Annotated in this window: 24 protein-coding genes and 1 pseudogene; 16 read left to right on the top strand and 9 right to left on the bottom strand. The window is 42.7% G+C overall.

The window, feature by feature from the left end; translation table 11 throughout:
* The first annotated feature begins 562 nt into the window (after positions 1–562).
* On the top strand, positions 563–2,095 hold the full coding sequence (gpmM, locus tag ACED25_RS20740) for a 2,3-bisphosphoglycerate-independent phosphoglycerate mutase (RefSeq protein WP_371695965.1): 1,533 nt from the start codon (positions 563–565) through the stop codon (positions 2,093–2,095).
* 300 nt (positions 2,096–2,395) lie between these two features.
* Here gpmM and ACED25_RS20735 read toward each other — a convergent pair whose 3' ends face one another.
* On the bottom strand, positions 2,396–3,745 hold the full coding sequence (locus ACED25_RS20735) for an MATE family efflux transporter (protein ID WP_371695964.1): 1,350 nt from the start codon (positions 3,743–3,745) through the stop codon (positions 2,396–2,398).
* A gap of 155 nt (positions 3,746–3,900) precedes the next feature.
* Here ACED25_RS20735 and ACED25_RS20730 point away from each other — a divergent pair, with 155 nt between their 5' ends.
* The 4 genes from ACED25_RS20730 (at position 3,901) to ACED25_RS20715 (ending at position 8,607) form a co-directional block, all read left to right on the top strand.
* Positions 3,901–5,025 carry an LPS O-antigen chain length determinant protein WzzB gene (locus ACED25_RS20730; protein WP_371695963.1) on the top strand — a complete coding sequence of 375 codons (1,125 nt, stop codon included), beginning with the start codon at positions 3,901–3,903 and terminating at the stop codon, positions 5,023–5,025.
* A gap of 182 nt (positions 5,026–5,207) precedes the next feature.
* Positions 5,208–5,498 (top strand): co-chaperone GroES, encoded by a 291-nt coding sequence (locus ACED25_RS20725; RefSeq protein ID WP_004733324.1) that lies wholly within the window; start codon positions 5,208–5,210, stop codon positions 5,496–5,498.
* Positions 5,499–5,550: 52 nt separating this feature from the next.
* Complete coding sequence (groL, locus tag ACED25_RS20720; RefSeq protein WP_371695962.1) at positions 5,551–7,188, top strand: chaperonin GroEL; 1,638 nt, start codon at positions 5,551–5,553, stop codon at positions 7,186–7,188.
* Between the two features lie 216 nt (positions 7,189–7,404).
* Entirely contained in the window at positions 7,405–8,607 is a 1,203-nt protein-coding gene (locus ACED25_RS20715) for a tyrosine-type recombinase/integrase (RefSeq protein ID WP_371695961.1), read from the top strand.
* 171 nt (positions 8,608–8,778) lie between these two features.
* Here ACED25_RS20715 and ACED25_RS20710 read toward each other — a convergent pair whose 3' ends face one another.
* Entirely contained in the window at positions 8,779–9,732 is a 954-nt protein-coding gene (locus ACED25_RS20710; RefSeq protein WP_371695960.1) for a hypothetical protein, read from the bottom strand.
* A 1,010-nt stretch (positions 9,733–10,742) separates the two neighbouring features.
* On the opposite strand from ACED25_RS20710, the gene ACED25_RS20705 reads away from it, so the two are divergent.
* Positions 10,743–11,006 (top strand): AlpA family transcriptional regulator, encoded by a 264-nt coding sequence (locus ACED25_RS20705; RefSeq protein ID WP_102250024.1) that lies wholly within the window; start codon positions 10,743–10,745, stop codon positions 11,004–11,006.
* Positions 11,007–11,049: 43 nt separating this feature from the next.
* Here ACED25_RS20705 and ACED25_RS20700 read toward each other — a convergent pair whose 3' ends face one another.
* The 5 genes from ACED25_RS20700 to radC form a co-directional block, all read right to left on the bottom strand.
* Positions 11,050–11,337 (bottom strand): hypothetical protein, encoded by a 288-nt coding sequence (locus ACED25_RS20700; protein ID WP_102250023.1) that lies wholly within the window; start codon positions 11,335–11,337, stop codon positions 11,050–11,052.
* 379 nt (positions 11,338–11,716) lie between these two features.
* Positions 11,717–12,490 (bottom strand): hypothetical protein, encoded by a 774-nt coding sequence (locus ACED25_RS20695; protein ID WP_241909274.1) that lies wholly within the window; start codon positions 12,488–12,490, stop codon positions 11,717–11,719.
* An 82-nt stretch (positions 12,491–12,572) separates the two neighbouring features.
* Positions 12,573–13,019: a DUF2787 domain-containing protein gene (locus ACED25_RS20690; protein WP_102250021.1), complete on the bottom strand. Its 447-nt coding sequence runs from the start codon at positions 13,017–13,019 to the stop codon at positions 12,573–12,575.
* A gap of 94 nt (positions 13,020–13,113) precedes the next feature.
* Positions 13,114–13,545 carry a DUF2787 family protein gene (locus tag ACED25_RS20685; protein WP_017100148.1) on the bottom strand — a complete coding sequence of 144 codons (432 nt, stop codon included), beginning with the start codon at positions 13,543–13,545 and terminating at the stop codon, positions 13,114–13,116.
* Positions 13,542–14,006 carry a DNA repair protein RadC gene (gene radC, locus ACED25_RS20680; protein WP_102250020.1) on the bottom strand — a complete coding sequence of 155 codons (465 nt, stop codon included), beginning with the start codon at positions 14,004–14,006 and terminating at the stop codon, positions 13,542–13,544. The genes ACED25_RS20685 and radC overlap by 4 nt, the downstream gene beginning before the upstream one ends.
* A gap of 162 nt (positions 14,007–14,168) precedes the next feature.
* On the opposite strand from radC, the gene ACED25_RS20675 reads away from it, so the two are divergent.
* The 4 genes from ACED25_RS20675 to ACED25_RS20660 all read left to right on the top strand — a co-directional run bounded on the left by ACED25_RS20675 (position 14,169) and on the right by ACED25_RS20660 (position 16,480).
* The gene (locus tag ACED25_RS20675) at positions 14,169–14,438 is read left to right on the top strand and encodes an AlpA family transcriptional regulator (RefSeq protein WP_017081608.1); all 270 of its coding nucleotides are present in this window, start codon (positions 14,169–14,171) and stop codon (positions 14,436–14,438) included.
* Complete coding sequence (locus ACED25_RS20670; protein ID WP_102250019.1) at positions 14,428–15,084, top strand: inovirus-type Gp2 protein; 657 nt, start codon at positions 14,428–14,430, stop codon at positions 15,082–15,084. The genes ACED25_RS20675 and ACED25_RS20670 overlap by 11 nt, the downstream gene beginning before the upstream one ends.
* A 153-nt stretch (positions 15,085–15,237) precedes the next feature.
* Positions 15,238–15,402 carry an AlpA family transcriptional regulator gene (locus tag ACED25_RS20665; RefSeq protein ID WP_102250018.1) on the top strand — a complete coding sequence of 55 codons (165 nt, stop codon included), beginning with the start codon at positions 15,238–15,240 and terminating at the stop codon, positions 15,400–15,402.
* 586 nt (positions 15,403–15,988) lie between these two features.
* Positions 15,989–16,480 carry a hypothetical protein gene (locus ACED25_RS20660; RefSeq protein ID WP_017099651.1) on the top strand — a complete coding sequence of 164 codons (492 nt, stop codon included), beginning with the start codon at positions 15,989–15,991 and terminating at the stop codon, positions 16,478–16,480.
* Between the two features lie 496 nt (positions 16,481–16,976).
* Here ACED25_RS20660 and ACED25_RS20655 read toward each other — a convergent pair.
* Positions 16,977–17,679, bottom strand: a pseudogene (locus ACED25_RS20655) (IS110 family transposase); the annotation flags it as partial.
* Between the two features lie 525 nt (positions 17,680–18,204).
* Here ACED25_RS20655 and ACED25_RS20650 point away from each other — a divergent pair.
* The 4 genes from ACED25_RS20650 (at position 18,205) to ACED25_RS20635 (ending at position 22,088) form a co-directional block, all read left to right on the top strand.
* The gene (locus ACED25_RS20650; protein WP_371695959.1) at positions 18,205–19,860 is read left to right on the top strand and encodes an SgrR family transcriptional regulator; all 1,656 of its coding nucleotides are present in this window, start codon (positions 18,205–18,207) and stop codon (positions 19,858–19,860) included.
* A gap of 68 nt (positions 19,861–19,928) precedes the next feature.
* Positions 19,929–20,555, top strand: a complete 627-nt coding sequence (locus tag ACED25_RS20645) for a LysE family translocator (protein ID WP_017099648.1) — start codon at positions 19,929–19,931, stop codon at positions 20,553–20,555.
* Between the two features lie 88 nt (positions 20,556–20,643).
* Positions 20,644–21,309 carry a glutathione S-transferase N-terminal domain-containing protein gene (locus tag ACED25_RS20640; RefSeq protein WP_017099647.1) on the top strand — a complete coding sequence of 222 codons (666 nt, stop codon included), beginning with the start codon at positions 20,644–20,646 and terminating at the stop codon, positions 21,307–21,309.
* A gap of 167 nt (positions 21,310–21,476) precedes the next feature.
* The gene (locus ACED25_RS20635) at positions 21,477–22,088 is read left to right on the top strand and encodes a hypothetical protein (RefSeq protein ID WP_017099646.1); all 612 of its coding nucleotides are present in this window, start codon (positions 21,477–21,479) and stop codon (positions 22,086–22,088) included.
* A 59-nt stretch (positions 22,089–22,147) separates the two neighbouring features.
* Here the strand turns inward: ACED25_RS20635 and ACED25_RS20630 are convergent, their stop codons facing one another.
* Complete coding sequence (locus ACED25_RS20630) at positions 22,148–22,519, bottom strand: hypothetical protein (protein WP_017099645.1); 372 nt, start codon at positions 22,517–22,519, stop codon at positions 22,148–22,150.
* Between the two features lie 132 nt (positions 22,520–22,651).
* Here ACED25_RS20630 and ACED25_RS20625 point away from each other — a divergent pair, with 132 nt between their 5' ends.
* Together ACED25_RS20625 and ACED25_RS20620 are read left to right on the top strand one after the other, a co-directional pair.
* Positions 22,652–23,134 (top strand): tetratricopeptide repeat protein, encoded by a 483-nt coding sequence (locus ACED25_RS20625; protein WP_017099644.1) that lies wholly within the window; start codon positions 22,652–22,654, stop codon positions 23,132–23,134.
* Positions 23,135–23,309: 175 nt separating this feature from the next.
* A complete protein-coding gene (locus ACED25_RS20620; protein ID WP_017098419.1) occupies positions 23,310–24,089 on the top strand; it encodes a DUF3658 domain-containing protein in 780 nt (259 codons plus the stop codon).
* Positions 24,090–24,552 lie beyond the last annotated feature (463 nt).

Below are 24,552 nucleotides of genomic sequence, written 5' to 3'. Positions count from 1 at the left end.
AGAAATACGCGAAACGGGGTAGTTCTATCTTTAAATTTAATTACGCAACAAAGCCTAGGTGCGTTTTAATACTTGGGGGAAATGACCAATGAAGCGTTTGGTTATCCGGTGTTAGCAGCGATTGGATTGTATTTAACGGGTGGAGTGGTGAAGAAGTAGAAAAGCAGATGCGAGTGAATAAAACATAGATATTGTAGTGGTCAACAAATTCCGGACACTGACTTAGCTTTGTTGCATAATTCAGTGGAACGAAACAATGAATTATTCATGAACCGTGGTTCTCTGGCCCTTTGTGTTGATGAAGAGGCGGTAAGATCGTGGACGCAAAGCTAACAGAATATGTGAATTATTCGACGATATGTATGGTGTCAAGATAAACAGACATAGGGTATGAGAAACAGCTGCAATTATGGAATAACGGATAGCGCGGAAGCCTCCTCCTTGGGCCTATAAAGAAAAACAGCTTTCTTGATCTTCTACTACTGTTTTGCCTATAAACTGTAGTAAAATTACGCTAATTTGTTTTTATATCACTTTATGTAAATTTAACGAGGTCAGTTCTATGTCAGCTAAGAAGCCTATGGCTCTAGTGATCCTTGACGGTTACGGTTACCGTGAAGACAACCAAGACAACGCTATCGCGAACGCTAATACACCAGTATTAGACGGTCTTATTGCTAACCAACCTAACACGCTAATCTCTGCTTCTGGCTTAGATGTAGGCCTACCGGATGGTCAAATGGGTAACTCTGAAGTGGGTCATACCAACATCGGCGCGGGTCGCGTGGTATACCAAGATTTAACGCGCATTACTAAATCAATCGCAGACGGTGAGTTCGGTCAAACTGAAGCGCTGGTTAACGCTGTTGATAAAGCGGTTAAAGCAGACAAAGCTGTTCACATCATGGGTCTTATGTCTCCAGGTGGCGTTCACTCTCATGAAGACCACATCTACGCAGCTGTTGAAATGGCAGCAGAGCGTGGCGCAGAGAAAATCTACCTACACGCATTTCTAGACGGTCGTGATACGCCGCCACGTAGCGCAGAAAACACACTTGCACGCTTCCAAACGTTATTTGCTAAGCTAGGTAAAGGCCGTGTGGCTTCTCTTATTGGTCGTTACTACGCAATGGACCGTGATAACAACTGGGATCGCGTTCAAGAATCTTACGACCTGCTGACTCAAGCAAAAGCAGAGTTCACATTCGACACTGCAGTAGCTGGCCTAGAAGCGGCTTACGCTCGTGACGAAAACGATGAGTTCGTTAAAGCGACTGAAATCAAAGCGGAAGGCGAAGCGTCTGCAGCTATCGTTGATGGCGATGCGGTTATCTTCATGAACTACCGTGCAGACCGTGCTCGTGAAATCACACGTGCATTCGTGCCTAGCTTCGACGGTTTTGAGCGTAACGTATTCCCAGCGATCGATTTCGTGATGCTAACTCAATACGCAGCAGACATTCCTCTTCTATGTGCATTCCCACCGGCTTCTCTAGAGAACACCTACGGCGAATGGCTATCGAAAGAAGGCAAAACGCAGCTACGTATCTCTGAAACAGAGAAATACGCGCACGTGACGTTCTTCTTCAACGGCGGTAAAGAAGACGAGTTTGAAGGCGAAGAGCGTCAGCTTGTTGCTTCTCCAAAGGTAGCAACGTACGACCTACAGCCAGAAATGAGTGCGCCAGAGCTGACTGAAAAGCTTGTTGCAGCAATCAAAGGCGGCAAATATGACGCTATCGTGTGTAACTTCCCTAACTGTGACATGGTTGGCCACACAGGCGTTTACGATGCAGCGGTTAAAGCGGTAGAGTCGCTAGATGAATGTCTGGGCAAAGTGGTTGAAGCAATCAAAGAAGCGGATGGCCAACTGCTGATCACCGCTGACCACGGTAACGCGGAAATGATGGTGAACCCAGAAACGGGCGGTATCCACACTGCGCACACTAACCTACCAGTTCCACTTATCTATGTAGGTAGCAAAGACGTTGAGTTCAAAGAAGGCGGTAAACTGTCTGACCTTGCACCAACGATGCTTTCTCTATCTGGTATTGATATCCCAGCTGAAATGTCAGGTGATGTGATCGTTAAGTAATTACTGTTTTAGATAAATAGTTTTAACTTTCATCGAATACTAGAACGGTTGCACGCGAGTGTAGCCGTTTTTTTGTATCTGGAATCTTATGTTTAGTATTGCTTGTTATATCCGGAGTTCAACATAAAGAGAGATTCCCTATCACGCTCGTACCTCACTGTAGGGAATGACGTAATGATAAGGGGCAGATACGGGATACTAGTGCGTTGTAAGTGGTGTCTTCCAGATCATCTTCCTTCTTCTAGTCTCTTTCTACTCTCAAGTTCTTCGAATCTCGATACTCGAACCTCTCATCTGCTCTTAAATCTTTTCACATCCCGCATCTGTTTTAGTTCTAACACGAAGTGCAAAGCAATATCCTGATACACCGCCGACAATGTTCCCCAAGGCTAAACCAATAAGCAACCCTTCGACACCATTGATTTGGCTGCCTATCCAAGCAAAGGGCAAGGTGAATACAAACAGGCGCATGAAGCTCCATTGAAAGGCTTTGAGTGGTTGATGCATGGCATTCATGGCACTGATCAGCATCATCACGATACCTTGGAATCCATAGCTGAACGGCACAACTAACAGGTAATGCCACAAGATGCCTCGCACTGACTCTTCTTGAGAAAATAGGGCGGCTAAAGGGATGCTCAATGGCACCATCATTAAGAAAATCAAACCTTGGAACATCACAGCAAAGCGCATGCTTAAGAACAGAGCCTTGAAACTGCGCTGTGGATTATCAGCGCCAAAGTTTTGCGCCATGAAAGGCGTAAGGGCAGAAGTTAAAGACATCAACACGATGATCAAAATCGATTCAATACGCTGGGCAGCACCATAAGCTGCCACGGCTTCAGTCCCTTGTTTGGCTAACATCATCATGATAATGGCGCCAGCAAGTGGGTTCAGGGCATTGGCAAGGGCAGCGGGTGTGCCGATGGTTAAGATCTGTTTCCAGTCGTCGATGATGTTTTTTAGTTTGGGCGGAGCAAGTAGCTTTTCACGCATGGTTAATACATACAGAGAGCCACACAACGCACCAAACCAACTGAATCCACTAGCAATCGCTGCGCCTTGAATCCCTAGCTCAGGGAAAGGCCCGTAACCGAAGATCAGCAGCGGGTCGAGAATGCCGTTAATAAGGCCGGCCAGCATCATTATCTTAGCGGGTGTTTTGGTGTCGCCACTGGCTCGTATTGCGCTGTTGCCTGCCATCGGAATCACAAGCAGAGGTATCGCTAAGTACCAGACCGACATATATTCGGATATCAGTGGCAGTAACTCAGATTCAGCACCTAATAGAGTAAACATGGGCTCTAGCGTGAAAAGCCCTAGTGTTGATGCAAAGCCAACAAGAAGCACCGCAAGTAATAAACCGTGACAAGTAAAGCGAGCTGCATTTTGTGCGCAACCTTGACCAAGCAAGCGACCGATACACGTAGAAAGTCCGATACCTATTCCCATGGTGATGCAGTTAATCGCAAAGGTTATAGGGAAGGTGAAGCTCACCGCAGCAAGAGCTTGGGTACCCAATAATGAGATAAAGAAAGTATCGACAAGGTTAAACATCAAAATCGCCACCATACCGAATATGGTCGGTATGGTCATGGTTCGCAATGTACTCTCAATTGGGGCGGTTAATAGCCCGTACTTATCTTGCATGTAAAGCGCCGATTGAACTAGAATGTGGGCAGAATACAGTGAATTGTGAATAGTCTGAAGAGCGCTTTCATAAAGTTTACAAATCACACAATACTAACGTTATGCGGTGTGATAGGATTCTGCCGTTATCAATTTAGATGTTTGAGAGATTTACAGTGAAGCAGCACACCCAACCACAGCCTTATTCCCAACAAAATCCACCGATGTATACTCCAAATGATGAGACCGATCTTAGAGAGCTTTTTAAAGCTTTGTGGGATGGTAAGCTCTTAATTATTTTGGTTATGGCTTTATTTACGGCCAGTGCTATTGGTTTTGCTTTACTAGCTCAAGAGTGGTGGACTTCTGAGGCTAAAGTCACAAAATCTGAACTTCAAGATAGAATGCTGTATCAGCAGCAGGTGAAACAATTTCAACCTGCTTTCTCTATTTATCAAGAAAATGGTTCAACCTCTGGTAGTGCAGAGCTAGATTATTTAGTTAATTCTCAGGTCATATTTCAACGGTTTGTTGACTTATTTAATTCAAGCAATAATAAACAAGCTTTCTTAGAGCAAAATACTGAATTTCAAGATATTAAAGAGAATCATTTTTTGAATGCTTCTGAGATAACTGAAGATGCCAGCCGCAAGCTGTACATCGCGTGGTTAGAAAGGGTCTCTGCGTCACGGGCAGATAAGAAGGACAAAAATGCACCATATGTTCTGAGTTTTCAATCCACAACAAAAGAAAGCAGCTTTGATTTATTAAGCTCTTATATTACTTTCACTGAGCTTCAAGTTCGTGAAGATGTATTTGATCATCTTGAAGCACTCATTTTTGGTGAGCGTAACGAGCTTATCCAGCAAAAAATGGTTCTTGAAAATAATGCTAGAAACAAGTTGCTTGCTGAAATTGAGCAAGCGCAGTCTGCCTTGAAAATTGCCAAAGCAGCAGGTGTAGATACCCCTCTTTTCAGTGGTAACGCAAGAGATTTTTATGCAATTGAACTTGGCTCAAAAGCTTTGCAAGAAAAAATCAAGATTTTGGAGTCTGTAAAAAGTCTAACGGCTTTAGAGCCTCGCCTCCAACAAATAACAGCTCAGCTAGCCGTGTTTGACGGCATTCAAATCGATCGAACTGTTGATTTTCACGCATTTCGTTACCTAAGTAATGTTGAACCGCCAACCACTCGTGATAAACCTAAACGCGCTTTGATCGTTGTTCTTGGTACATTGTTAGGCGGTATGCTTGGGGTTGCGATTGTTCTAATACGCTTTGCGTTTGGAAAAGAAGATTAAGTTTCAAATGGCTAGTGTTATCACTAGCCATTTTTCTTTCTACGTTTATTGTTGTTTGAGTTTCCTCACAAAAAGTCCATCTCCCCCCTTGGGTTCTTCCACATCGCCCCAACATACTCTTTAACCCCATGCCAATCGTGGCAATTATCATATTAAATGGAAATTATCAGGAGATACGACCGATGAATATCCGTCCTCTACACGACCGAGTTATCGTTGAGCGCCAAGAAGTTGAATCTAAATCTGCTGGTGGCATCGTTCTAACTGGTTCTGCCGCTGAAAAATCAACGCGCGGTACAATTCTAGCTGTTGGCAAAGGCCGCATTCTAGAAAATGGTTCAGTACAACCATTGGACGTTAAAGTTGGCGATACCGTTATCTTCTCTGAAGGCTACGGCACTAAAACTGAAAAGATCGACGGCAAAGAAGTTCTGATCATGTCTGAAAATGACATCATGGCGATCGTTGAGTAATCCGACCCATAAAACTGAACTGACTGAATAAAGAATTTTAAAGGAAATTAAGATGGCTGCTAAAGACGTTAAATTTGGTAACGACGCACGTATTAAAATGCTAGAAGGTGTAAACGTTCTGGCTGACGCAGTAAAAGTAACGCTAGGTCCTAAAGGCCGTAACGTTGTTCTAGACAAATCATTTGGCGCACCGACTATCACTAAAGATGGTGTTTCAGTTGCACGTGAAATCGAACTTGAAGACAAGTTCCAAAACATGGGCGCACAAATGGTTAAAGAAGTGGCTTCGCAAGCGAATGACGCGGCGGGCGACGGAACAACTACAGCTACAGTATTGGCTCAGTCTATTATCGCTGAAGGCCTAAAAGCGGTTGCTGCTGGCATGAACCCAATGGATCTTAAGCGCGGCATCGACAAAGCGGTTATCGCAGCTGTTGAAGAGCTGAAGAACCTTTCTGTTCCTTGTTCAGACACGAAAGCTATCGCGCAAGTAGGTACTATCTCTGCGAACTCTGATTCGACAGTGGGTAACATCATTGCTGAAGCGATGGAAAAAGTAGGTCGTGATGGCGTTATCACGGTTGAAGAAGGTCAGGCTCTGCAAGACGAGCTAGACGTAGTTGAAGGTATGCAGTTCGACCGCGGTTACCTATCTCCTTACTTCATCAACAACCAAGAAGCCGGTTCTGTTGATCTTGAAAGCCCATTCATTCTTCTAATCGACAAGAAAGTGTCGAACATCCGTGAACTTCTTCCGACTCTAGAAGCAGTTGCTAAGGCATCTCGTCCACTTCTTATCATCGCTGAAGATGTAGAAGGCGAAGCGCTAGCGACTCTTGTTGTGAACAACATGCGTGGCATCGTTAAAGTGGCTGCGGTTAAAGCTCCTGGTTTCGGCGACCGTCGTAAATCTATGCTGCAAGACATCGCAATCCTAACGGGCGGCACGGTAATCTCTGAAGAGATCGGCCTAGACCTTGAAAAAGTAACGTTAGAAGACCTAGGTCAAGCTAAGCGCATTACGATCACTAAAGAAAACTCAACCATCATCGATGGTGCGGGTAATGAAGATATGATCAAAGGTCGCGTTTCTCAAATTCGTCAACAAATCGAAGATGCAACGTCTGACTACGACAAAGAGAAGCTTCAAGAGCGCGTAGCTAAGCTAGCTGGCGGTGTTGCAGTAATCAAAGTTGGCGCTGCGACTGAAGTTGAGATGAAAGAGAAGAAAGACCGCGTTGAAGATGCACTTCACGCGACTCGCGCTGCTGTTGAAGAAGGTGTGGTTGCTGGTGGTGGTGTTGCACTTATCCGCGCTGCATCTAAAGTTGCTGGCCTTGAAGGCGACAACGAAGAGCAAAACGTAGGTATCCGTGTTGCACTACGTGCAATGGAAGCGCCTATTCGTCAAATCACTAAGAACGCTGGTGATGAAGAGTCTGTTGTTGCTAACAACGTTCGTGCTGGCGAAGGTAACTACGGTTACAACGCGGCTACTGGCGAATACGGCGACATGATTGCAATGGGGATCCTAGATCCAACTAAGGTAACTCGTTCTGCACTTCAGTTCGCAGCATCCGTTGCTGGTCTTATGATCACAACAGAAGCGATGATCACTGACAAGCCACAAGATTCTGGCCCTGCAATGCCTGATATGGGTGGCATGGGCGGTATGGGCGGCATGATGTAAACGACCTGACTTAATCCAGTAAAGTCCATTAAGAGCTCGTAAGCCCATTGTTTACGGGCTTTTTTAATATTTATCGTCTAGTAAAGTCCAAGGGTGTATAGCTGGTTCTATGAAAATCGTGAGGGTAATGCGGGGTATCGTATGTTTCCTAACTCTCAAATTTGGTGGTATATTTTGGTAATACCCCTCATTTAATACCCCTCATGGGAGCTGTGAATGCCACTAACAGTAAAGGAAATAGATAGCTTATCGTGTCCTGAAGGTCAGTCTCAGGTAAAGAGATCTGATGGTAATGGATTGTTTTTATTTATAAAAAAGAACGGTTCAAAACTCTGGCGCTTTCGTTTTAGGTACTCATCGAAGTACCAAGAGATGGCGCTAGGAAAGTACCCCTCCGTCCCCCTCAAAGAAGCCCGGAAATTAGCAGCGGAAGCAAGAGCATCGTTAGTGAACGGTATTAATCCCATGGATGAGAGAAGGGAGAGGAAGCGTAGTAAGAGTGTTGACCAAAATAAGCTTTTCTCAGCAGTGGCTATAAAGTGGTGGGAGCAGCAAAAAGATTCTTGGTCAACGGATCATGCCGCGCGGGTTAGGCGTTGGTTAATGGTTGACTCTAAAAGTATCTGTAACCTTCATATTGATGAGATTGATGCTGGGCACATCACGGATCTCATGTTAGCTATTGAGGCTGCTGGTGCGCCTAAGAAAGCTCCTAACATACTTGCTGTCATCAATAGGGTGTTTGGCTATGCATTAGCTCATCGTCTAACACGAAGCAATCCCGCTCAGGGCTTACCGCTTGGTGATATATTAAAACCCCTGCCCAAAGTTCAACATCGAGCAGCAATTATTAATCCTAGTGAACTTGGTCAATTGATTAAGGATATTGATACCACACCAACTGGTAACTATTGCAGCGTTGAGGCGCTCAAGTTGATCCCTAGAGTCTTTTTAAGGCCAACGGAAATAAGAAACTTGAAGTGGGAGTATATTGATTTTGAGGCGTGCTTGATTAGGATTCCAGCGGAAGAGATGAAGCGCAGTCGAGATCACTTGGTGCCGATGTCAAAACAAGTTGTCCAACAATTACAAGATGTAAAGTTGTACACTGGTTACTCTGAGCTTGTATTTCCAAATCAAAGAGATAGCAGTAAGCCTATGAGTAAGAATATCCTGACCAATCGCTTGCGGGACTTGGGCTATGCCGCAGATGTAATGTCAGCACATGGCTTTAGGAGTAGTGCCTCCACAATCTTACATGAAAAAGGTTGGAATTCAGAGGTTATCGAGGTTCAACTAGCTCACTTGACAGGCTCCGCAACTTCAAGAGCTTACAATCGTTCACTTTACTTAGCCGAAAGAACAAAGCTAATGCAAGAGTGGGCAGATTACTTAGACGAGTTATCAAGAAATTGTTAGCTGTCATTGCCCAGCTTAGAGTTGCTTCTTTGTTGGGCTGAGCTTGAGATAGAAAACTGTAAGGTTAAGAGCACCCCAAGTCCGTTTGAAGGTTGGATTGTTAGTATTTCTAAGACTTGGCGTATCACCAACCTTTCATTTGAATACCTTTCTTCCCCGATCTGAACATACTCAATCGGTAAATTTTTTCTCGTATTCTTTAGTGATCAACTGCTCTAAGAATCTATTTTTCGGTATCTTTGCCTTACGAGCTAGGGCTGTGAGAAAACCATCGATTTCTGTACCCATAACAAAGTTATATGCTTTCTGAGCTTCATTTTGCATTTTCGCGCGATGTTTCTGTTGATACCAAGCTTTCTTCAGCTTACCAATGAAGTATTTTTTTGCACGAGGATCTTCAAAGCACCAGTAGAAGTCGATGATAGCGATACAGCGATGATAGGGTTCGTCACTCGAATTTAATTCTGGTATCCATTGAGTTGGTAGCTCTGAGTCTTTTATGTAACGGATAAACCAGTCAGTTATTTCTTTGTCTTCTTTGTTTATCCACGACAAATCATCGGGCAGAACCGTACTTTCCCAAAGCCTTTTAAGCTCTTCAATGAACGCAACTTTTTTGTGATTACTGGCATTCCAATAGTCAAAAAAACAAATGACGTTCTCATGTCTACTTTTATGGTTTTTGGGATTGAAGTTCAAACCCAATGTGTCATAGATCATTTGCTCATCACTATTAAGCCACTCTCCGGGGATTGCGTAGGGAAGCTTTTGTTCAATAGGAGATCTATTTTCATCGAGCTTTTCAACTGAATGTCTCAAGTAACTCCATACCCAGTAGCAGAGTCTAATATCTTTAGGATCAATCCAATCTAGCTGCTCATTTGTTAAATGGTAAGCTTCAAAATCATCAGTTAACTCTTTTACGATTTTCTTTGCCTTACCATCATCTGACTCATTTTGCTTGGATAAATATTCATTCAATAGCTTTCTGTATTCTGATGGGTGAGTTGGTTCAGGAGGTGCGTTTGGATCTCTCCCTTCATCAGTTAGACGCCACCAAAAATATCGTAGTTCTCTAATGTCAGTAGTTTTTATGTATTGAACAGGAATTTTTGAGAGTTTCATAGAGCCTCAACTTTAGTATGACTATGTAGTATTAATAGTTTAATTTTAAGTGTGAGTAAAGTGGTTTTTTAGTGGTTTTTAAGTGGGTTTATTGTTCTGATAAAGGAGTGTGTTTGCTTTGTTATGCCTTAATTAGCTTGGGGTTTAGCCTGTGATTTTATGCAGTTTGGCCATGAGTTCGTCATGGTGTGATTTGTGGTTTGGTATTTAGTTAGTTTTTGAGATTGAAGATTACCGACTCTAGTTGTGTTTGTAGCTGATGAGTCGTAACCACTAAGGATAAAAGTAACCACCTGATTTCTGACTTACGTTTAATACGGTGGGTGCTTACCTAAAGGTTGCATGGGTATGCAAAGTTCTAGAGTCGATGAAATATGATATTTCATCTTTCTTCTGTCCTGCTAGGTGGCGTTTGCTTACTCGAACACTGGACTAAATAAAAAAATACTCATCTCCCCCCTATTGTATAGAGAGTGTCTGCATCGGCATGATGCTCTTACCTAGCAGGCATGACTGAAGAGATTCAGTTGTGTCTGCTGGATTAAGTGAGTAGAGAAGACTGGGTAGGATTTATAATGCTTAGAGGAGCATGTAATGCGACAACATTATAAATCTTTTTCTTTTCTTCTTTTTCTAAAGAACTACTCACCCAAGAAGAGTCCTCAAGACTCTGATACTAACCAATGTCAGTAACAATCAATTCAATACTATTCTGTCTAGACAGGACGATGTAACTTAGCTTCATTCATCATCTTTACTCAATGGATACACTCTCACTCTGTGGATAGGTTCGTTACTGTGTACGCTGATTACAGTGATTCAAGTAAAAGCAATGTGTTGGGCTCAATAGGCAGGCAACACCCAAGTGTAGGCTGTGGTGGTATAGCTTCTAATCTGAAATAAACTCAGTGGTTGTTCCTTATTGTATGAGACTACTTGATTCCCTATGGGGCTAGATATCTTGGCATCCAAGGAAGTCATTACTTTTACAACAACAAGATACAGAGGTCATGATGAGATTGATTCGAATGCGTGAAGTACTTGATAAAACAGGGTTGAGCAAGGCAACGTTATATCGTTTAATTGCTGCTGGTGAGTTTCCTGCGAGTATCCAACTATCTTCTCGTGCTGTCGGATGGGAGGAGTCGTTGGTGGATGAGTTCTTAATGAAAAAAGTTAGTCAGAGCAACTTCAAACGAGAGCAAGCTGAAATGAAGAAAAGTCCTCACTACGTTCCCCCAGAGAGAAGAGTTAGTCCCTACTTACGATACTAAGACAAAAAAAGGAGCGTCATGCTCCTTTCTGATAATCAACAGACTACAAGCCTAAGGCTTTCGCTGTCTGTTTGTATTCTTGTTCGATTTGAGATTCCACTAGCTCTCGTCTTGCTTCAATAGGTGCTCTATCTGAGATGGCCTGTGCGCGTGATTCGAGCTGCTTCAGTTCATTCTGTTTCCAGTGATTGAGAGATTGTTGGATCTGCTCAGGTGTCAGGGTGGCTTTAATCGATTCGACACTGAGTGCATCAATAGCACTGGCAGCACTTACGTTCATTGAAAGGGTTAAAGCGGCTAGTGTGATAACTTTAGTAATGATTGATTTCATGATGATTCTCCAATTGAGATGTGTGTATTAATTAGGTAAAACTCAACGAAGTGACGACTGGTGGGGTAAACGCAAATGGTCGAAAAACAGGGTTTTCTTTAATAATATGCGTCTCAGATGAGGTTGTTTCGACTAGGCCATACTAAGGGGGCGGCCGTCCCCCTTAACACTGCTCGTCTTAGCTAAAGACGGTTGATGGCGCAGCCACTCATAAAGCACAGTTCTGCCTTGCACACTAACCTAATGGAGTTGATGTAAGATTAGTGCCCCATACTTTACTTTGATTGCGCTATGGCTCAATGGAACATGAAAGGGAGTAAGTGCCCTGTAGGTTCCATTGAATTTGTGAAACAGAAGTAAGGTATCACTGCTTGCGTCACTATCTGTCCGATGCAATCAACTGAGTGATATTGGTTGTTTGTAGAGCCGAACGCTGAGGCTCTGACTTGAGTTGATATTGTTGTAAGTGAAAATCTGACGGGTAATCAAAGTAGAAGGTCAGTACTTTCAGCTTAGCAATACAGGTTAAAGGAAGGTCGTCGTAATCGTTGAATGTGTTTTGGTAGACGAGATAAAGCTCACTTGTGGTGGTCGTAATACCAACAGGTGAAACTTGCTCTATCTGCTCACCGGATTTAAGGGTAAGCGTGATTTGCTTTTGATGAACCAGTGCCACTGAAATGGGTTCGAAAAACTCCCCTAGCAGGTCGGGTGCGTTTAGTTCATCTATCGCAGCATGTGCTTTGCTTGTGTCTCCTTGTGGTGGTTTCATTCCTGTGTAGGAGCGTGGCTGAGCTCGTAACAGGCTGAATGTAAAATCAATGGCGTACTCTAAGGATGATGGAAGTTGCTGACTAAGGGTTGCTTTAGCAAGCTGTAGTAAGACAAGATCCCTAGCGCTTAAGGTTGGTTGGCTGTACATTCCGCGACTGTAACCGAAAGGTTTACTTCGAGTGTCTTTGTCGACATCAAAATAATCGACAATGACATCAAGATTACGCTGTACGCTTCTGATGCCTCGGTACATTCCTGCATCGGCTAACTCAGCCTGAAGCTGCTTAGCCGTCACCTTTCGACCTTGTGGTATGCGTCGATACAACTCAAACACCAATGATAATTGCTCTGTGGTACTGGCTTTATCCCTTGTTGTCATTGTTAGGTCACTGCTGGTGGCTGATTGATAGAATGGCAATCATCCTAGCGATGGGTACGTCACTATCTGGCCGATAGCGTCTTTAGCTCATCGATATTTTAATCTCGTCATAGGCTCCCATTTGTAAGTAAGCGAGAAAGTTACCTTCCCAGAGAGAGTAGAACTCCACAATGGCTTGGTTGTGACAGCTTTGCCATCCCATAGGGGCAATGAGCGCTTGTCCGTTAGCGACATCAAAATCGACATTACGCTCAAGTTCTGGGTAGATGTTGCCTTGGTAAGCGAAGTCAGTGAGATATTGGATTTGATACTGACTCTCATCTTCTTTCAGTAACATGATTTCGACAGGATGATACCCTCCCGCTTCAGCACTGTAAGTGGTATCTCGAAAGTTAATGGTGAGGCTTTCACCGTCCTTCTTGGTTGGGTTCTGTTTCCAGAATGTCTCCATCTTGCTTTTCAACAAACTCTTAAGCTTCTGAGAGACTGGTGAGTATGGCGCTGTGATTGTTAATGTTTGAGATTTCATAGGTTTTCCTTTCAATCGTTTTGGTCAGGTCAATGATATGTACCTGAGTTTGATTTGAATCGAATGTGGTGGGGGATGCTTGAAGTGACAACGACTAGAATTGACTGACGACCGTTAACGTCTGTGTATCGAACTGTGATGCCTTTAGGTGATTGGTGAACGCCTTAAGCCAGCTAATGAAGAGCGACTGCACCTCAGGCCGATTGAGCTCACATCGTTGGATGTCAGGTTGGTAGAACCATTGATGCTTGAAGTTGAAATACAAAGCCACATCAACACTCTCAGCTTCTGGTGTCGGGTAATCAAAAGAAGCGATGAATCGCACTTCCCAAGGCTCATTAGTGTTAGCTCGTTCAAGCTGTACCTCAATCGGTTGTATCCCGCTTCGGTTGCGATAGAAGCTTGCGACCTTGAGATTAAGCGCCACTCGTTTTGTTTCGGTGGGGATGTCATATTGCTCAATCAATAGCTCGACAAGCTGGTGGAACAAGTCGAGTTTGAAATTACGTTTGATACTACGATTCATAGCCAACCTCTCTCAGCAAAAGAGACACAATCACTGCCCACCACAATGTGGTCGAGTACTCGCACATCAACCAGTGCTAAAGCATCCTTTAAACGCTCTGTAATGCGTCTATCAGCTTGTGATGGGTTGGAGTCACCCGATGGATGGTTATGAGCAAAAATCACTGCTGAGGCGTTTCTCTCAAGTACCAGCTTCACCACTTCTCGTGGATACACTGAAGCACTGTCCACCGTGCCAAAGAACAACTCATTGAATTCAATCAACTGATGTTGGTTGTTGAGTAACATTACCCCAAAGACTTCTCTCTCATATTCTCCTAGCTTGCAGCGTAGAAAGGCTTTCGTGTCATTCGGACGTGTAAAGGCATCCCCGCTGACCAATCGACTCTCTAAGATCTCGACGGCTTTCTCTAATATCTGGTGCTCCGTAACGGGAGCGCTGAAAGTATATAGCGTTTCCATATCTTCTCCTTGTATCAATAAATGCAGTGCTCAAGGGAATGATATAGATGTGAATAATTCTTCAATCGAATCCAAATCCACTATGAGACCGACTGAGACTTGTTGAGATAAAAAATACAGACCTGCGTCTTTGTTTGAGTGATACCAACAAAGGCAATAACCATGAACCCAAACCATTCAAACACTGAACACCCGAATCGCTTGATAAGACTTAAAGAAGTGATTCATATCAGCGGTCTTTCCAGAGCGTCGATATACAGCTTTATGGAGGAAAATACTTTTCCTCAATCCGTGTCCCTAGGCGCAAGAGCCATTGGTTGGCGATATCAAGATATCCAAAATTGGATACTAGAAAAGATACAAGAGCGAGATGAGAAGTTAATCAAGCAGGCTGAGTTGAAAGCAAAGCAGGAGAAACGTTATGGTCGATAATACGATTGAGAATGAATGTTTCCGTGAGTACCAAATCGATACGGTGGATGGGGGGCTTTCGCTGCCACTGATAGAAAAACTCTATTTTGCTTATCGAAGTGTCTTAAGTCGTTTTGGTCACAGTTATGTATTTCGGTTTCGGCTAGGCATACCCAGAAAGTACAACCATCAAGCCAAGACGTTATTTAATCAGTGGTTTTATCGATTCTGCCATTACAGACAGAAGGATAAGATTAGCGTGATATGGAAAAAGGAAATATCTGACACTGGCGCAATCAGCTACCGCTTCACGATGTTTTTAGATGCAGCTTCCTACCAACCGATGGCAAATGAATACCAAATCAGAAAAAAACTGACGAAAGACATTACGCGAACGTGGGCAACGACCACACAGACAAGCCAATACGACATCAGTGAACTTTGCTCCTTTCTTACTCAACCCCTGATTGAACTCAATAAAGACCATGAGGATTTTGACCACCAACACCGCTGCTTGTTCTTCGTACTAAGCAGACAAGCCAAACTCAGCACAAATCATGATATTGACGTTCAAAGCACGATAGGTTCATTTGTCAGTAAATCTAAAAAGAAAGGAAGGCAGCCGAGAAAGCCGAGAGAAAAAAGGTCAAAGAAAAGACAACCATAATCCGCGAGGCCACCAGCACAAGTATGATTGATGTTACGGGCTGGAAGGTAAACCAATAACGGGATGTCCTATATCTACAGGCTGATATTAGGTTAGGGAAATTTTTACACTTCAACTCTATCTCATGAGTGATAACCATAGAGGAAGAATTTCATGAGATTAGTTCGTTTAAAAGAAGTGATAGAAAGAGTGCAGTTAAGTAAGTCGACCATCTACAAAATGATGGCTAACGGGGAGTTCCCACGCAATGTCTCGCTTGGAGAGCGAGCCTCAGCATGGGTTGAGCATGAGTTGGATGAATGGATTGAGAGCAGATAGTAGCAATGACATGAGCCAGCAGCGAATGCTGCTGGCTTTATGCCCTTTTAGAGAAGGGGTTTGAGTCGGAGGCGTCTTGTTTCATTGGGCTAGAATAAAGTTATCTAAGTTGCTTCGGGATAAGAGCCCTTTAGTGCGACTACTCAAAAAAGTTTCTGCCCCAAAAATTGGTTTCGCCAAAAAGTCTACATTCAAATGCGAGTGGATTTTGACCAAATAGAACTAATCTGACACCCAAAGCTCACAAAGAACAAAAAAATGGGGGGCAGAGTGCAGTTCTTAGCTCAAATGAATTTGCTAATTTTTGCCCAGTCAATCGCTTTGAAAGCGTCACAAACTTACAAGGCGTTATGGAAGTAATATCGCCTTGATCAAGTGTCTAAAAACTTCGCTAAGAGCGTTTGAGGGCTGTTTCTGATAGCAAACTCGCGCATTTACCATAATAGGAATAATGACTACAGGACAGGACAGAACAGACTTTTGATGCAGATAGTGACATTTTTGGTCTGAGACCAAGATTAGCGTCAAATTTGATCTTGGCTTTTTGGTTTGAGATAATTGGATTTCAAAATTAAGGCATATCTCCATGAAAATATTAATTTTTTTGTTATTTGTAACTCTATCATCATTAGCTCATGCGGATTGGAAAGTTAATAACTGGGAAGGCTCTGGTAATGTAAAAAATGCTGAGTCTTACTCTCTATATAAAAATATCAAAGTTGTTATGGAGTGTAATGCTGGTTCTGCGAAAGCTACTCAGTTAACGATTGAGCCATATTTAGCTTATGAACCAGGTAGGTATGAAACCAAAGTTACGTCTTATCATGTAAATGATTTTTTTGGTAATAAACTGGCGAAACCAAAATTTTCATATTTTGATGTGGTATCAGGAAGTGAGAGGTATCGTCATATATACGTTTTTACCAACTCTGATCTCAACAAGTTAAATGGTGAAGATGCTATGGGGTTTGAGGTGAAAACTTATATTGGTAAATCATCTGATTATCTAAATGTATGGTATTCATTAGATGGTTTTAAGCGTGCATATCAAACATTGAATTGTGATGGTTCTCATTGATAATAAACTTTATATGAGCGAATATGAAAGATTAGAAAATGAAAAAAGAAATGGCTGGAGTAAATACAACAACTCAAATCACTCATCTGAAGAAAGATATGAAGGGGCAATGATTGTTATTAGTTGCCACTTTCAACGTTCTGTTAACGCCAATCCAGAAAGGCACATAAGATTTAATGAATATGTGAGCAGTTGGTTGTCGGCTAATCAGAGTCACTTTCAAGAAGTAAGATCAAAGCTATTGAGAGAGTACCCACCATTAAGTCATTCACATTTAGAGTGTGGAACGTCATATTTTACATAACGGCACTTAATACGCACCTAAACCAATACTTTTGCTAGTGCGATGCTACTCATCGCACTAGCTCTTCACAAGTAGATTTGACATACCCCTAGTTATTGATGGTTTTCTAATTTAGCAAAAGTACTGGCAAGGTTTTGTCCAAAAACAAGTTAACTCGTTGTCTGTGGCGCATTCAAACGCAGACTTTCTCGCCTAGAAATTGTAATCCATATAACTTAAATTTTGCTCCGTTTGGGTGTGTAATAGCGACCAGATAGTTCGAGCATTCTTTGCTGCAAGAGCGACAATAACTCGGTTCATTCCTCGTCGTTCCAACACACCTCGACACCACTGACTGAGCCTGTCTTGTTTATCAACTAGATTAGCAATGACCGTTCTAGCACTATAGCCGAGTAAGGTGTGTAGATACTAGTCTTCGTGTCTGGTAACCCTGCCCAATCTGGGTTTGCCGCCGGTTGAATACTGCGTCGAAACTAACCCTAGCCAAGCGGAAAAATCTCTGTTTTTCACAAACTGAGAGCCGTTGCCAATAGAGGCCAGAATAGCCGTTGCCGTTTGTGGGCTAATTCCTCTGAGCTTCATGATCTGTAGAACATTATCACTGACCTTTGAAAAGGCATCGAAGACTTGCTCGGTATCCGCAATACGTTAGTTAAGTTGTTCAAGGTGATAGTACGCGTCAGCAATAACAGTTCGATCTAAGTGTGGAAGTTCGTTTTCAGCATCTTCCAGCGTGAGGGGAACTGGTTTCATTAAAGAAAATCGTCCGCCCGTAATAATGAGACCGAATTTAGACAGTAACGCTCGAATACTGTTCATTAGAGTAGTACGTTCACGTACCCAATACTTACGCACGATGAACAGAGTCAGGAGATTTGGTAGGAACAAAGCGGGTTACGTAACCTTTGAGCCCCATGTTGGCAAGCCTACCTACGTTTACTTTGATGAAGATGTAGCGTCGATTGCTAATATTGCATGTGACTGGGATTAACTTGCCTCGACATGCTTGTTGAATTATTTTGTTTGGTGGCAGTTAGCAAAAATAGAGCTGTACTTCATTAATTAAAAGGTGAACTGTTTATAGTAAAGAGAGCGTTATTATTTCGGGTTTGTTCGCTGATAATGAACACATGAGCCATTATTAGTGAGTAAAACAATGAATCCATTAGACTACACATTCTATACTTTAAACGCCAAACACTACTTACTGGAACCAGAACAAACGATGACGGTAATACAAAGCCAAAGCCAAAGCCGTCCGATCTTGCCTGGGATAGTTTTCTTGGTGGGATTCCTAGTCGGTCAGATTACCCACCTTTATTAATCACGTCCCGTGGCATTATAAGAGGACAACTTTAAGTTAAGTCGCCATATTTCAGAGGGATCCGTTGTATCTAATGAACATGATTTTGAGGTTGACATGGTAGCTTCTCAGTTGTTATCTACGAGTCATCTGCAGCGTTTAAAGCAACTCGAGAAACATTTTTCTCGCAATGAAACTTATGATGTTGATATTGTCTCCCTTGCTGAAATTCTGGCCTGCTCAGAGAGGTACGTGAGTAAGCTAATGGCTTCTTTTGAAAGCTTTGGGCTTATCCATTGGGCTTCGGGTCAGGGGCGAGGTCATCGTTCGAAACTGACACTACTAAAAAGTTTTGAGACTTCACTGCTGACTCAGTTAGAGCGGATGGCTCGGTCTGGCAGAATGAATCAGGCATTTCGATTAGCCACTCTACTTGGCGAAGTACGCCTATTTCAAGATCACTTACCACTCTGGTTAGGGGATGCGCAACAGGAACTGAAAAAGCAGAATACTTTAATGTATTTAGTTCCTTACGTGCTGCCTGAATGGCACCCTCATTTGGCGCAGTCCGCTCGTTCTATTTTATTGATCGAAAGCGTCTTCGATACCTTAGTTCGATATAACCCTATTCAGAACGAAATTGTACCTCATATCGCTCACCAATTTCATTACAGTGACAAGCAAATCCGTCTCCGCATCCGCAATGATATAATGATGCACAATGGAGAAGTGCTGACACCGGAACTTGTCAAAAAAAATATAGAAATGCGCCTTAGGACGCCGCATCCATATCAAATTCTATTTCGTCATGTAGAGGGTATTGACATAGATAAGCAGTGGGTCATTTTCTCTATGCGTCAATTTGACCCCGTTTTCCTGCATTTGTTAGCCGACTCACACAGTGCAATTTTTGATTATCAGGCTTCAAAACCTATCGGGTGTGGAGCATATCGGGTCGAAAGTCTGGAAAAACAGTATTGGAGTTTGGTTCGCAACAACCACTATTTTGGCTTTGGTGGCCATATTGAACGAGTAGAGTTTTGGTGTAGCGATGCCCAACCTCAAACGCCTATGCACGTGGCAGAACTGCTCTATTGCGAATCTCAACCCGCTCAGCCACAAAAAGTCGATCGCAGTGGGTGTACTGTTTTGCAGTTTCATCATCATGCAAACGCCTTGTCCGCTCAAGAAAGAGCTTGGCTTGTTCATCATAGTCGACGCTTTACACTTGATAGCCAGAAAAGAGCAGCGAACAGCGTGATGGATTGCCATCAAGATAAGGGATTTCACTTGTTCAATCACGACATGAAACTGCCAGCTCGTCCGGTGATAATTGAAGTGATAGACAGTCATATGAGGGAGTTGCAACCTTTGCTTGATGCGTTGTCTCAAAAAGGGGTTATTTGGAAGGTATGTCTTCAAGGACAGTCTCAAGATGTGGCTGTTGATGTCTCCTACGACTGTTACGTATTTGGCGACGACCTGACGTTCCAGTATTACGAATGGCTACTTTGCGGCAATGTGTTTAGCCTATGTTTGTCTGAACGTGGAAAACAAAGCCTATTAACCTTTATTGATATGCTCATGCAGGAAAGTAACGACAGTGAGGAGCTTCTGCACAAGCTGTATCGAGCGGAGGATTGGCTTATCCAGAACTATTATTATTGTCCTCTGTGGCGCAATCATTTTACCGTCACTCGCGCAGACAATTTGTATGGTACCGAAACCAACAATATGGGTGTCATGTCGCTGGTCAATATGTGGTTGGAGTAATCGCTGGTATGGTAGTGTATCTGTAGCGATATGATTTGCAGTGTTTAACGGATAATTAAGGAAAAAAAATGGACTTTCACCTTTGGCTCGGCTTTGTCGCGGCATCGCTCATTCTTACCGCGACACCAGGGCCTAGCATATTTTTAGGTATTGCACATGCTCTCAGTTATGGGCACAAACGCGTGCTATATACCGCCCTTGGGGACATCTCAGCTAACTTTATTCAAATGGTGTTAGTCGCCTTGGGTTTAGGTGTCATCCTTGCCAATTCGGTAGTGGCATTTACTGTCATCAAAGTTTTTGGTGTGATCACGTTGGTTTACATGGGACTAAAAATGCTCCTCGCTAAACCAGCACAAGTTGAGCACTTAAACCTCAACAACTCAGATTTACAGGCCTCAAACAAAAAGTTGTTTTACTCTGGCTTTTTAGTCGCGGCTGGCAATCCCAAAGCCATCCTATTCTTTTCGGCTTTTTTTCCGCAATTCATCAACCCCGACTTACCCGTATTCCCTCAACTATTAGTGATGTGCCCAACCATGGCGTTGCTTGATTTCAGTTTAGTGATGTTTTATGCGTTTTCGGCCAGACGGATTGTTGATGCGAGCCGACTATCTCTTACCGCTGTGACAAGAGGAAGTGGTGCTTTACTGCTGGGAGCCGCAGGTATTCTAGCAGTTAAAGAACCCACTTAATCTCGACTGAGAACCGCGACCAAGATTGAACATACTGTGCCCAGCACAACCATTACACCTATTTAGCAACTCTCGGAGTAAGACACCTATGATCACTTTTTACGAACTGTGTGGGGGCGATGGCTTAAAATTCAGTCCTTATTGTTGGCGAACGAAAATGTGCTTGATACACAAAAATATAGCGTTTGATACCACTGAGCTTTCTTTTGTCGACATTCAGGCTCAGTTTAAGGCGCAGTTTTCTACACTCCCCGCCATCAAAGATGGTGAAACGGTGCTCTCTGATTCGTTTAACATCGCTGATTATCTTGAGGCCCACTACCCTGAATCACCTTCATTATTTGGCGGTGAAAAAGGGCGTTTAATGGCACTTTTTTTCCATGAGTGGGCAGCATCATTACATTCGGACATCGCCAAAATTGCCATCTTCGACATTTACTGCAAGCTTAAAGATCGCGATAAAGATTACTTTCGTTCCTCTAGAGAGAAACACTTTCAGGACAGCTTAGAAAATGTACAAAGCAACAGCCAAGAGTTAGCAAAGGCCGACTTACTTAAAAAAATGAGAGTACTGGAATCTTATTTAGCTAAGACACGATACTTATCGGGCGATGCGCCCATGTATTCAGACTATATCGTCTATGGGACGTTGAAGTGGCTGCTGTCTACGAGTAACGCTTTCACAGGGGAAATGCTGACTAGCCATGTTTTGAATTGGTATGACAGCCTAGATAGGATTGGCACTGGAATTTAAACATGCTTTAAGACAACGATGGAAATGTGAACGCAACGCATAGTTTGCGTTTAAATTTATCGGATGTTACATATTGATTTGTTATAGTTTGTTTCCGTATGTTGCTGTCAATATGCAATGTACAGAATAAACTTTCATGTCAAAAAAGTGCCACAGGATATCGTATTATGATAACTAAAGTTGTTCCTCTGATGTTGTTAGTTTCGTGTTCAAGCTTTGCATCAAGTGAGATTGTTGATAATTTTTCTCACATAGGATTTGGTTATAAAGGAGCTAGTTTTAAGTCGGGAGCGTTAAAACCTTACCTTAACGATAAGTATGACAATACAGAGAATAAGACGATGGGAGGGGTATACTTAGATGCCAGTGCTCAAGTTTTTGACTACGTATTCGTTGAAGGAAAAGCAGACTTTCTCACTCGATTTAGTTCGGAGGTAGATAGTTGGCAAGCTGGCGGAGGACTCATTGGGCGTTTGGGAGGGGCAATGGCCAGCTCTTTATCCTGTGGAGCAGTAAACTATCGTGCTGATAGTGATTACAGTTCACCATATTCCGAGCGTGGAACATACTGTCAAGCGATGGTTAGAAAACAAATAGCTAATCATTGGTTGATGGGAGTTTCCTATCAGCATGATTTCTTAGATCTAGCAAGAGATGAGTTTAAGTGGAATAACGTCTTTCAATTCGGCTCAGTGTTTGGCTTAGTTGCAAATTTAGAATATGCAGAGCGTGATGAGGCGGAAGTGAGCTATGAGCTTGGGTTGCAGTTCTCATTTTAACCGGCGAGGGTATATATTTTTAGAAGGTTCATTTTATTATCAATATATTATTTTGTTTTTCATAAGAGGCTAGACTTAGCCACCACTTGAAAGTCATCTCTGTATAAAATGGTGCCGACGTCTGAATAATGTAATGTCGCCACCTTTGAATCATATTCTTCTAATATATATTTTAGCTCATACATGAGTGATATATGTTTGACGCTTGAGTCTAAAAACCAAGAGATAGCATTGTCTGGCCATGACTTTGAGTGGAACGGTGGACATGGTAGTGATTCATTAAGTTGAGTGAAGATTTCTTTAATATGCACCTGATGGTACTCGTAAAGGATCAATCCGTCGACAAGCATCATTTGTGCTTGGGTAATGATACCATGAGTATGCTGGAGTCGCTTTTCCTCCTCCATACTGGCAATAAATCTTATAAACATTGGATTCCTTTATTACTATTTATTCATCTAGTTTAAGATTTTATCATTGATAATTTATCGTTGGACGATTTGAGAGTTAGCACAGAGTGTAAATAAATTTCATTCTATTAGTCAATTATAGAGGAGATGCACATGAAAACCATTATCCACGAAGCCATCAATCTTAGAGAGGCCGGAAATTATCATGCGTCTCGGCTTTTGCTGCGTACGCTATTGGATGACAGTCAATATGCAGCCAAAGCAAATTTATACATGGCTTGGTCTTATGATAATGAAGGCAAAGAGAAGCAAGCGCTTATACATTATCATCTTGCATTGGAAGGGGATCTTTCCATAACTGAACGTTTTGATGCTCTGTTTGGGTTGGCGAGTACTTATCGCAGTTTGGGTAAATACACTGAAGCGTTAGAGTATTTTGAGCGAACCATTGCTGAATACCCTGATTCACTGGAAGTACAGCCGTTCTATGCCATGTGTTTGTACAACTTAGAACGACACAAAGAAGCAACGGCGTTACTAATTAAGTTATTGTTATCAACCACTGAGAGTAAGAAAATCAAAAGTTACCAGCGAGCCATTCTGCTTTATGCAAAAGACCTTGATAAAACGTGGTAAATGTTGCGTTCCTACGTATATTTGTTCGTCTAACCGGGGAATAGAAACAATAGAGTAAACCAACTTATGAACTCTAAGGTTATGGAGCTCGATAAGTGATTAGCAGTTGGTAGCAGACAAGGATCGATGATGAGAATAGAGAGACGATGTGCTGATATGATAAGTGAGTTTAGTCATGACCCTTCGTAAGGTGACTCACTTTGTTACAGGAGGCGCAGCTGCTGGCATTTTGAATTATCTTCTTGCGCCAGATGAAAAGAAGCGGGTAGTAGAGCTGAGTGACCCGTTGACTTACGGTCCGTTAAATAATTATGGTACGCAGCAGGGAGATGCTCTACGTAGTAATTGGTTTAGGGGGGTATGTGATCTTATTAATGATCCAGACTTATGGCCATGGTTAGCCGGCCATATAGGACTGCCCATATTGCAGAGCTATCAGAACCTCGAATGCGATGGCGATTATGTTGTTTGGGTTGGCCAGTCAGTGGATGAGCAATTAATGTTGCGAGCGCTGTGCTCTGTGCTACCGGAACAACGTTTATTTTTAGCCGATGTAACGACAGGTAAGTTGAGCAAAGACACCATGCCAATCGTTGGTGCCTGTTCAGCCGAAGAACTTACTACCGTCATTCCAGTACCTCTTGATATCTTTCAGCAGGTTAAATTAGCCAAAGAATGGGATAGTCTTCTTGTGAGTAGGGATATGGTTCGAACTTGGAACGGTTCCGCAATTGTATCCCATGATGAGACGTTTTTTGATGCTGCTCTTCTTGCTGCGATTGGCCCACGAGTTTGTGTTGCAGCAGTAGTCATTGGTCGTGTGCTTGGTGATTATGTAGGGCAAGTTGGTGATACTTTTCTCTGTTACAGATTGCGTGTGTTGATCTTGAGAAAAATAGTGCGCTCGGTAGGTGAAGGACCTTTCTTTAGGCGTCAGTTGAGTCGAGCGTTATGATATGGGAAGTTCAAACATTTAGTGAAAATATAGGGTGAGAAAAATACAACGGAAACGTAACTGAGAGTAAAAGCTCACACTTTGCCTATCGAACACTCATTCCTAGTGTGCGTGCTATAACTAAGTAAAAATTTAAATTCTCATTCTCATCACCGTAGCCTCGGATATTAACGAAGGGAATGTTTTTATTTTCGAGCTATGGAAACAGCCGCGAGTATAAACCATTACAGCATAGTTCTGATTGCGTACCAAAAATTACCAATTGCAGTGTTCATACAGGGATTCGACACATTCTATTGATCTGAATTGAGCTTCATCAATATCAGCTTGGCTTAAGTCATCAAATATTATTCCTTTCATATTTTGAATATCTTTTCCGTTGTATTGACTGATGTTTAACCACATAAACGCGGCTTTGTTGCGTAATTCAATGGAACTAAATCAAGAACCTACGATCTGATCA

The organism is Vibrio sp. 1F263 (assembly GCF_041439035.1).
Classification (GTDB): Bacteria; Pseudomonadota; Gammaproteobacteria; order Enterobacterales; family Vibrionaceae; genus Vibrio; species Vibrio tasmaniensis_A.
This window is presented reverse-complemented; position numbering and strand designations above follow the sequence as displayed.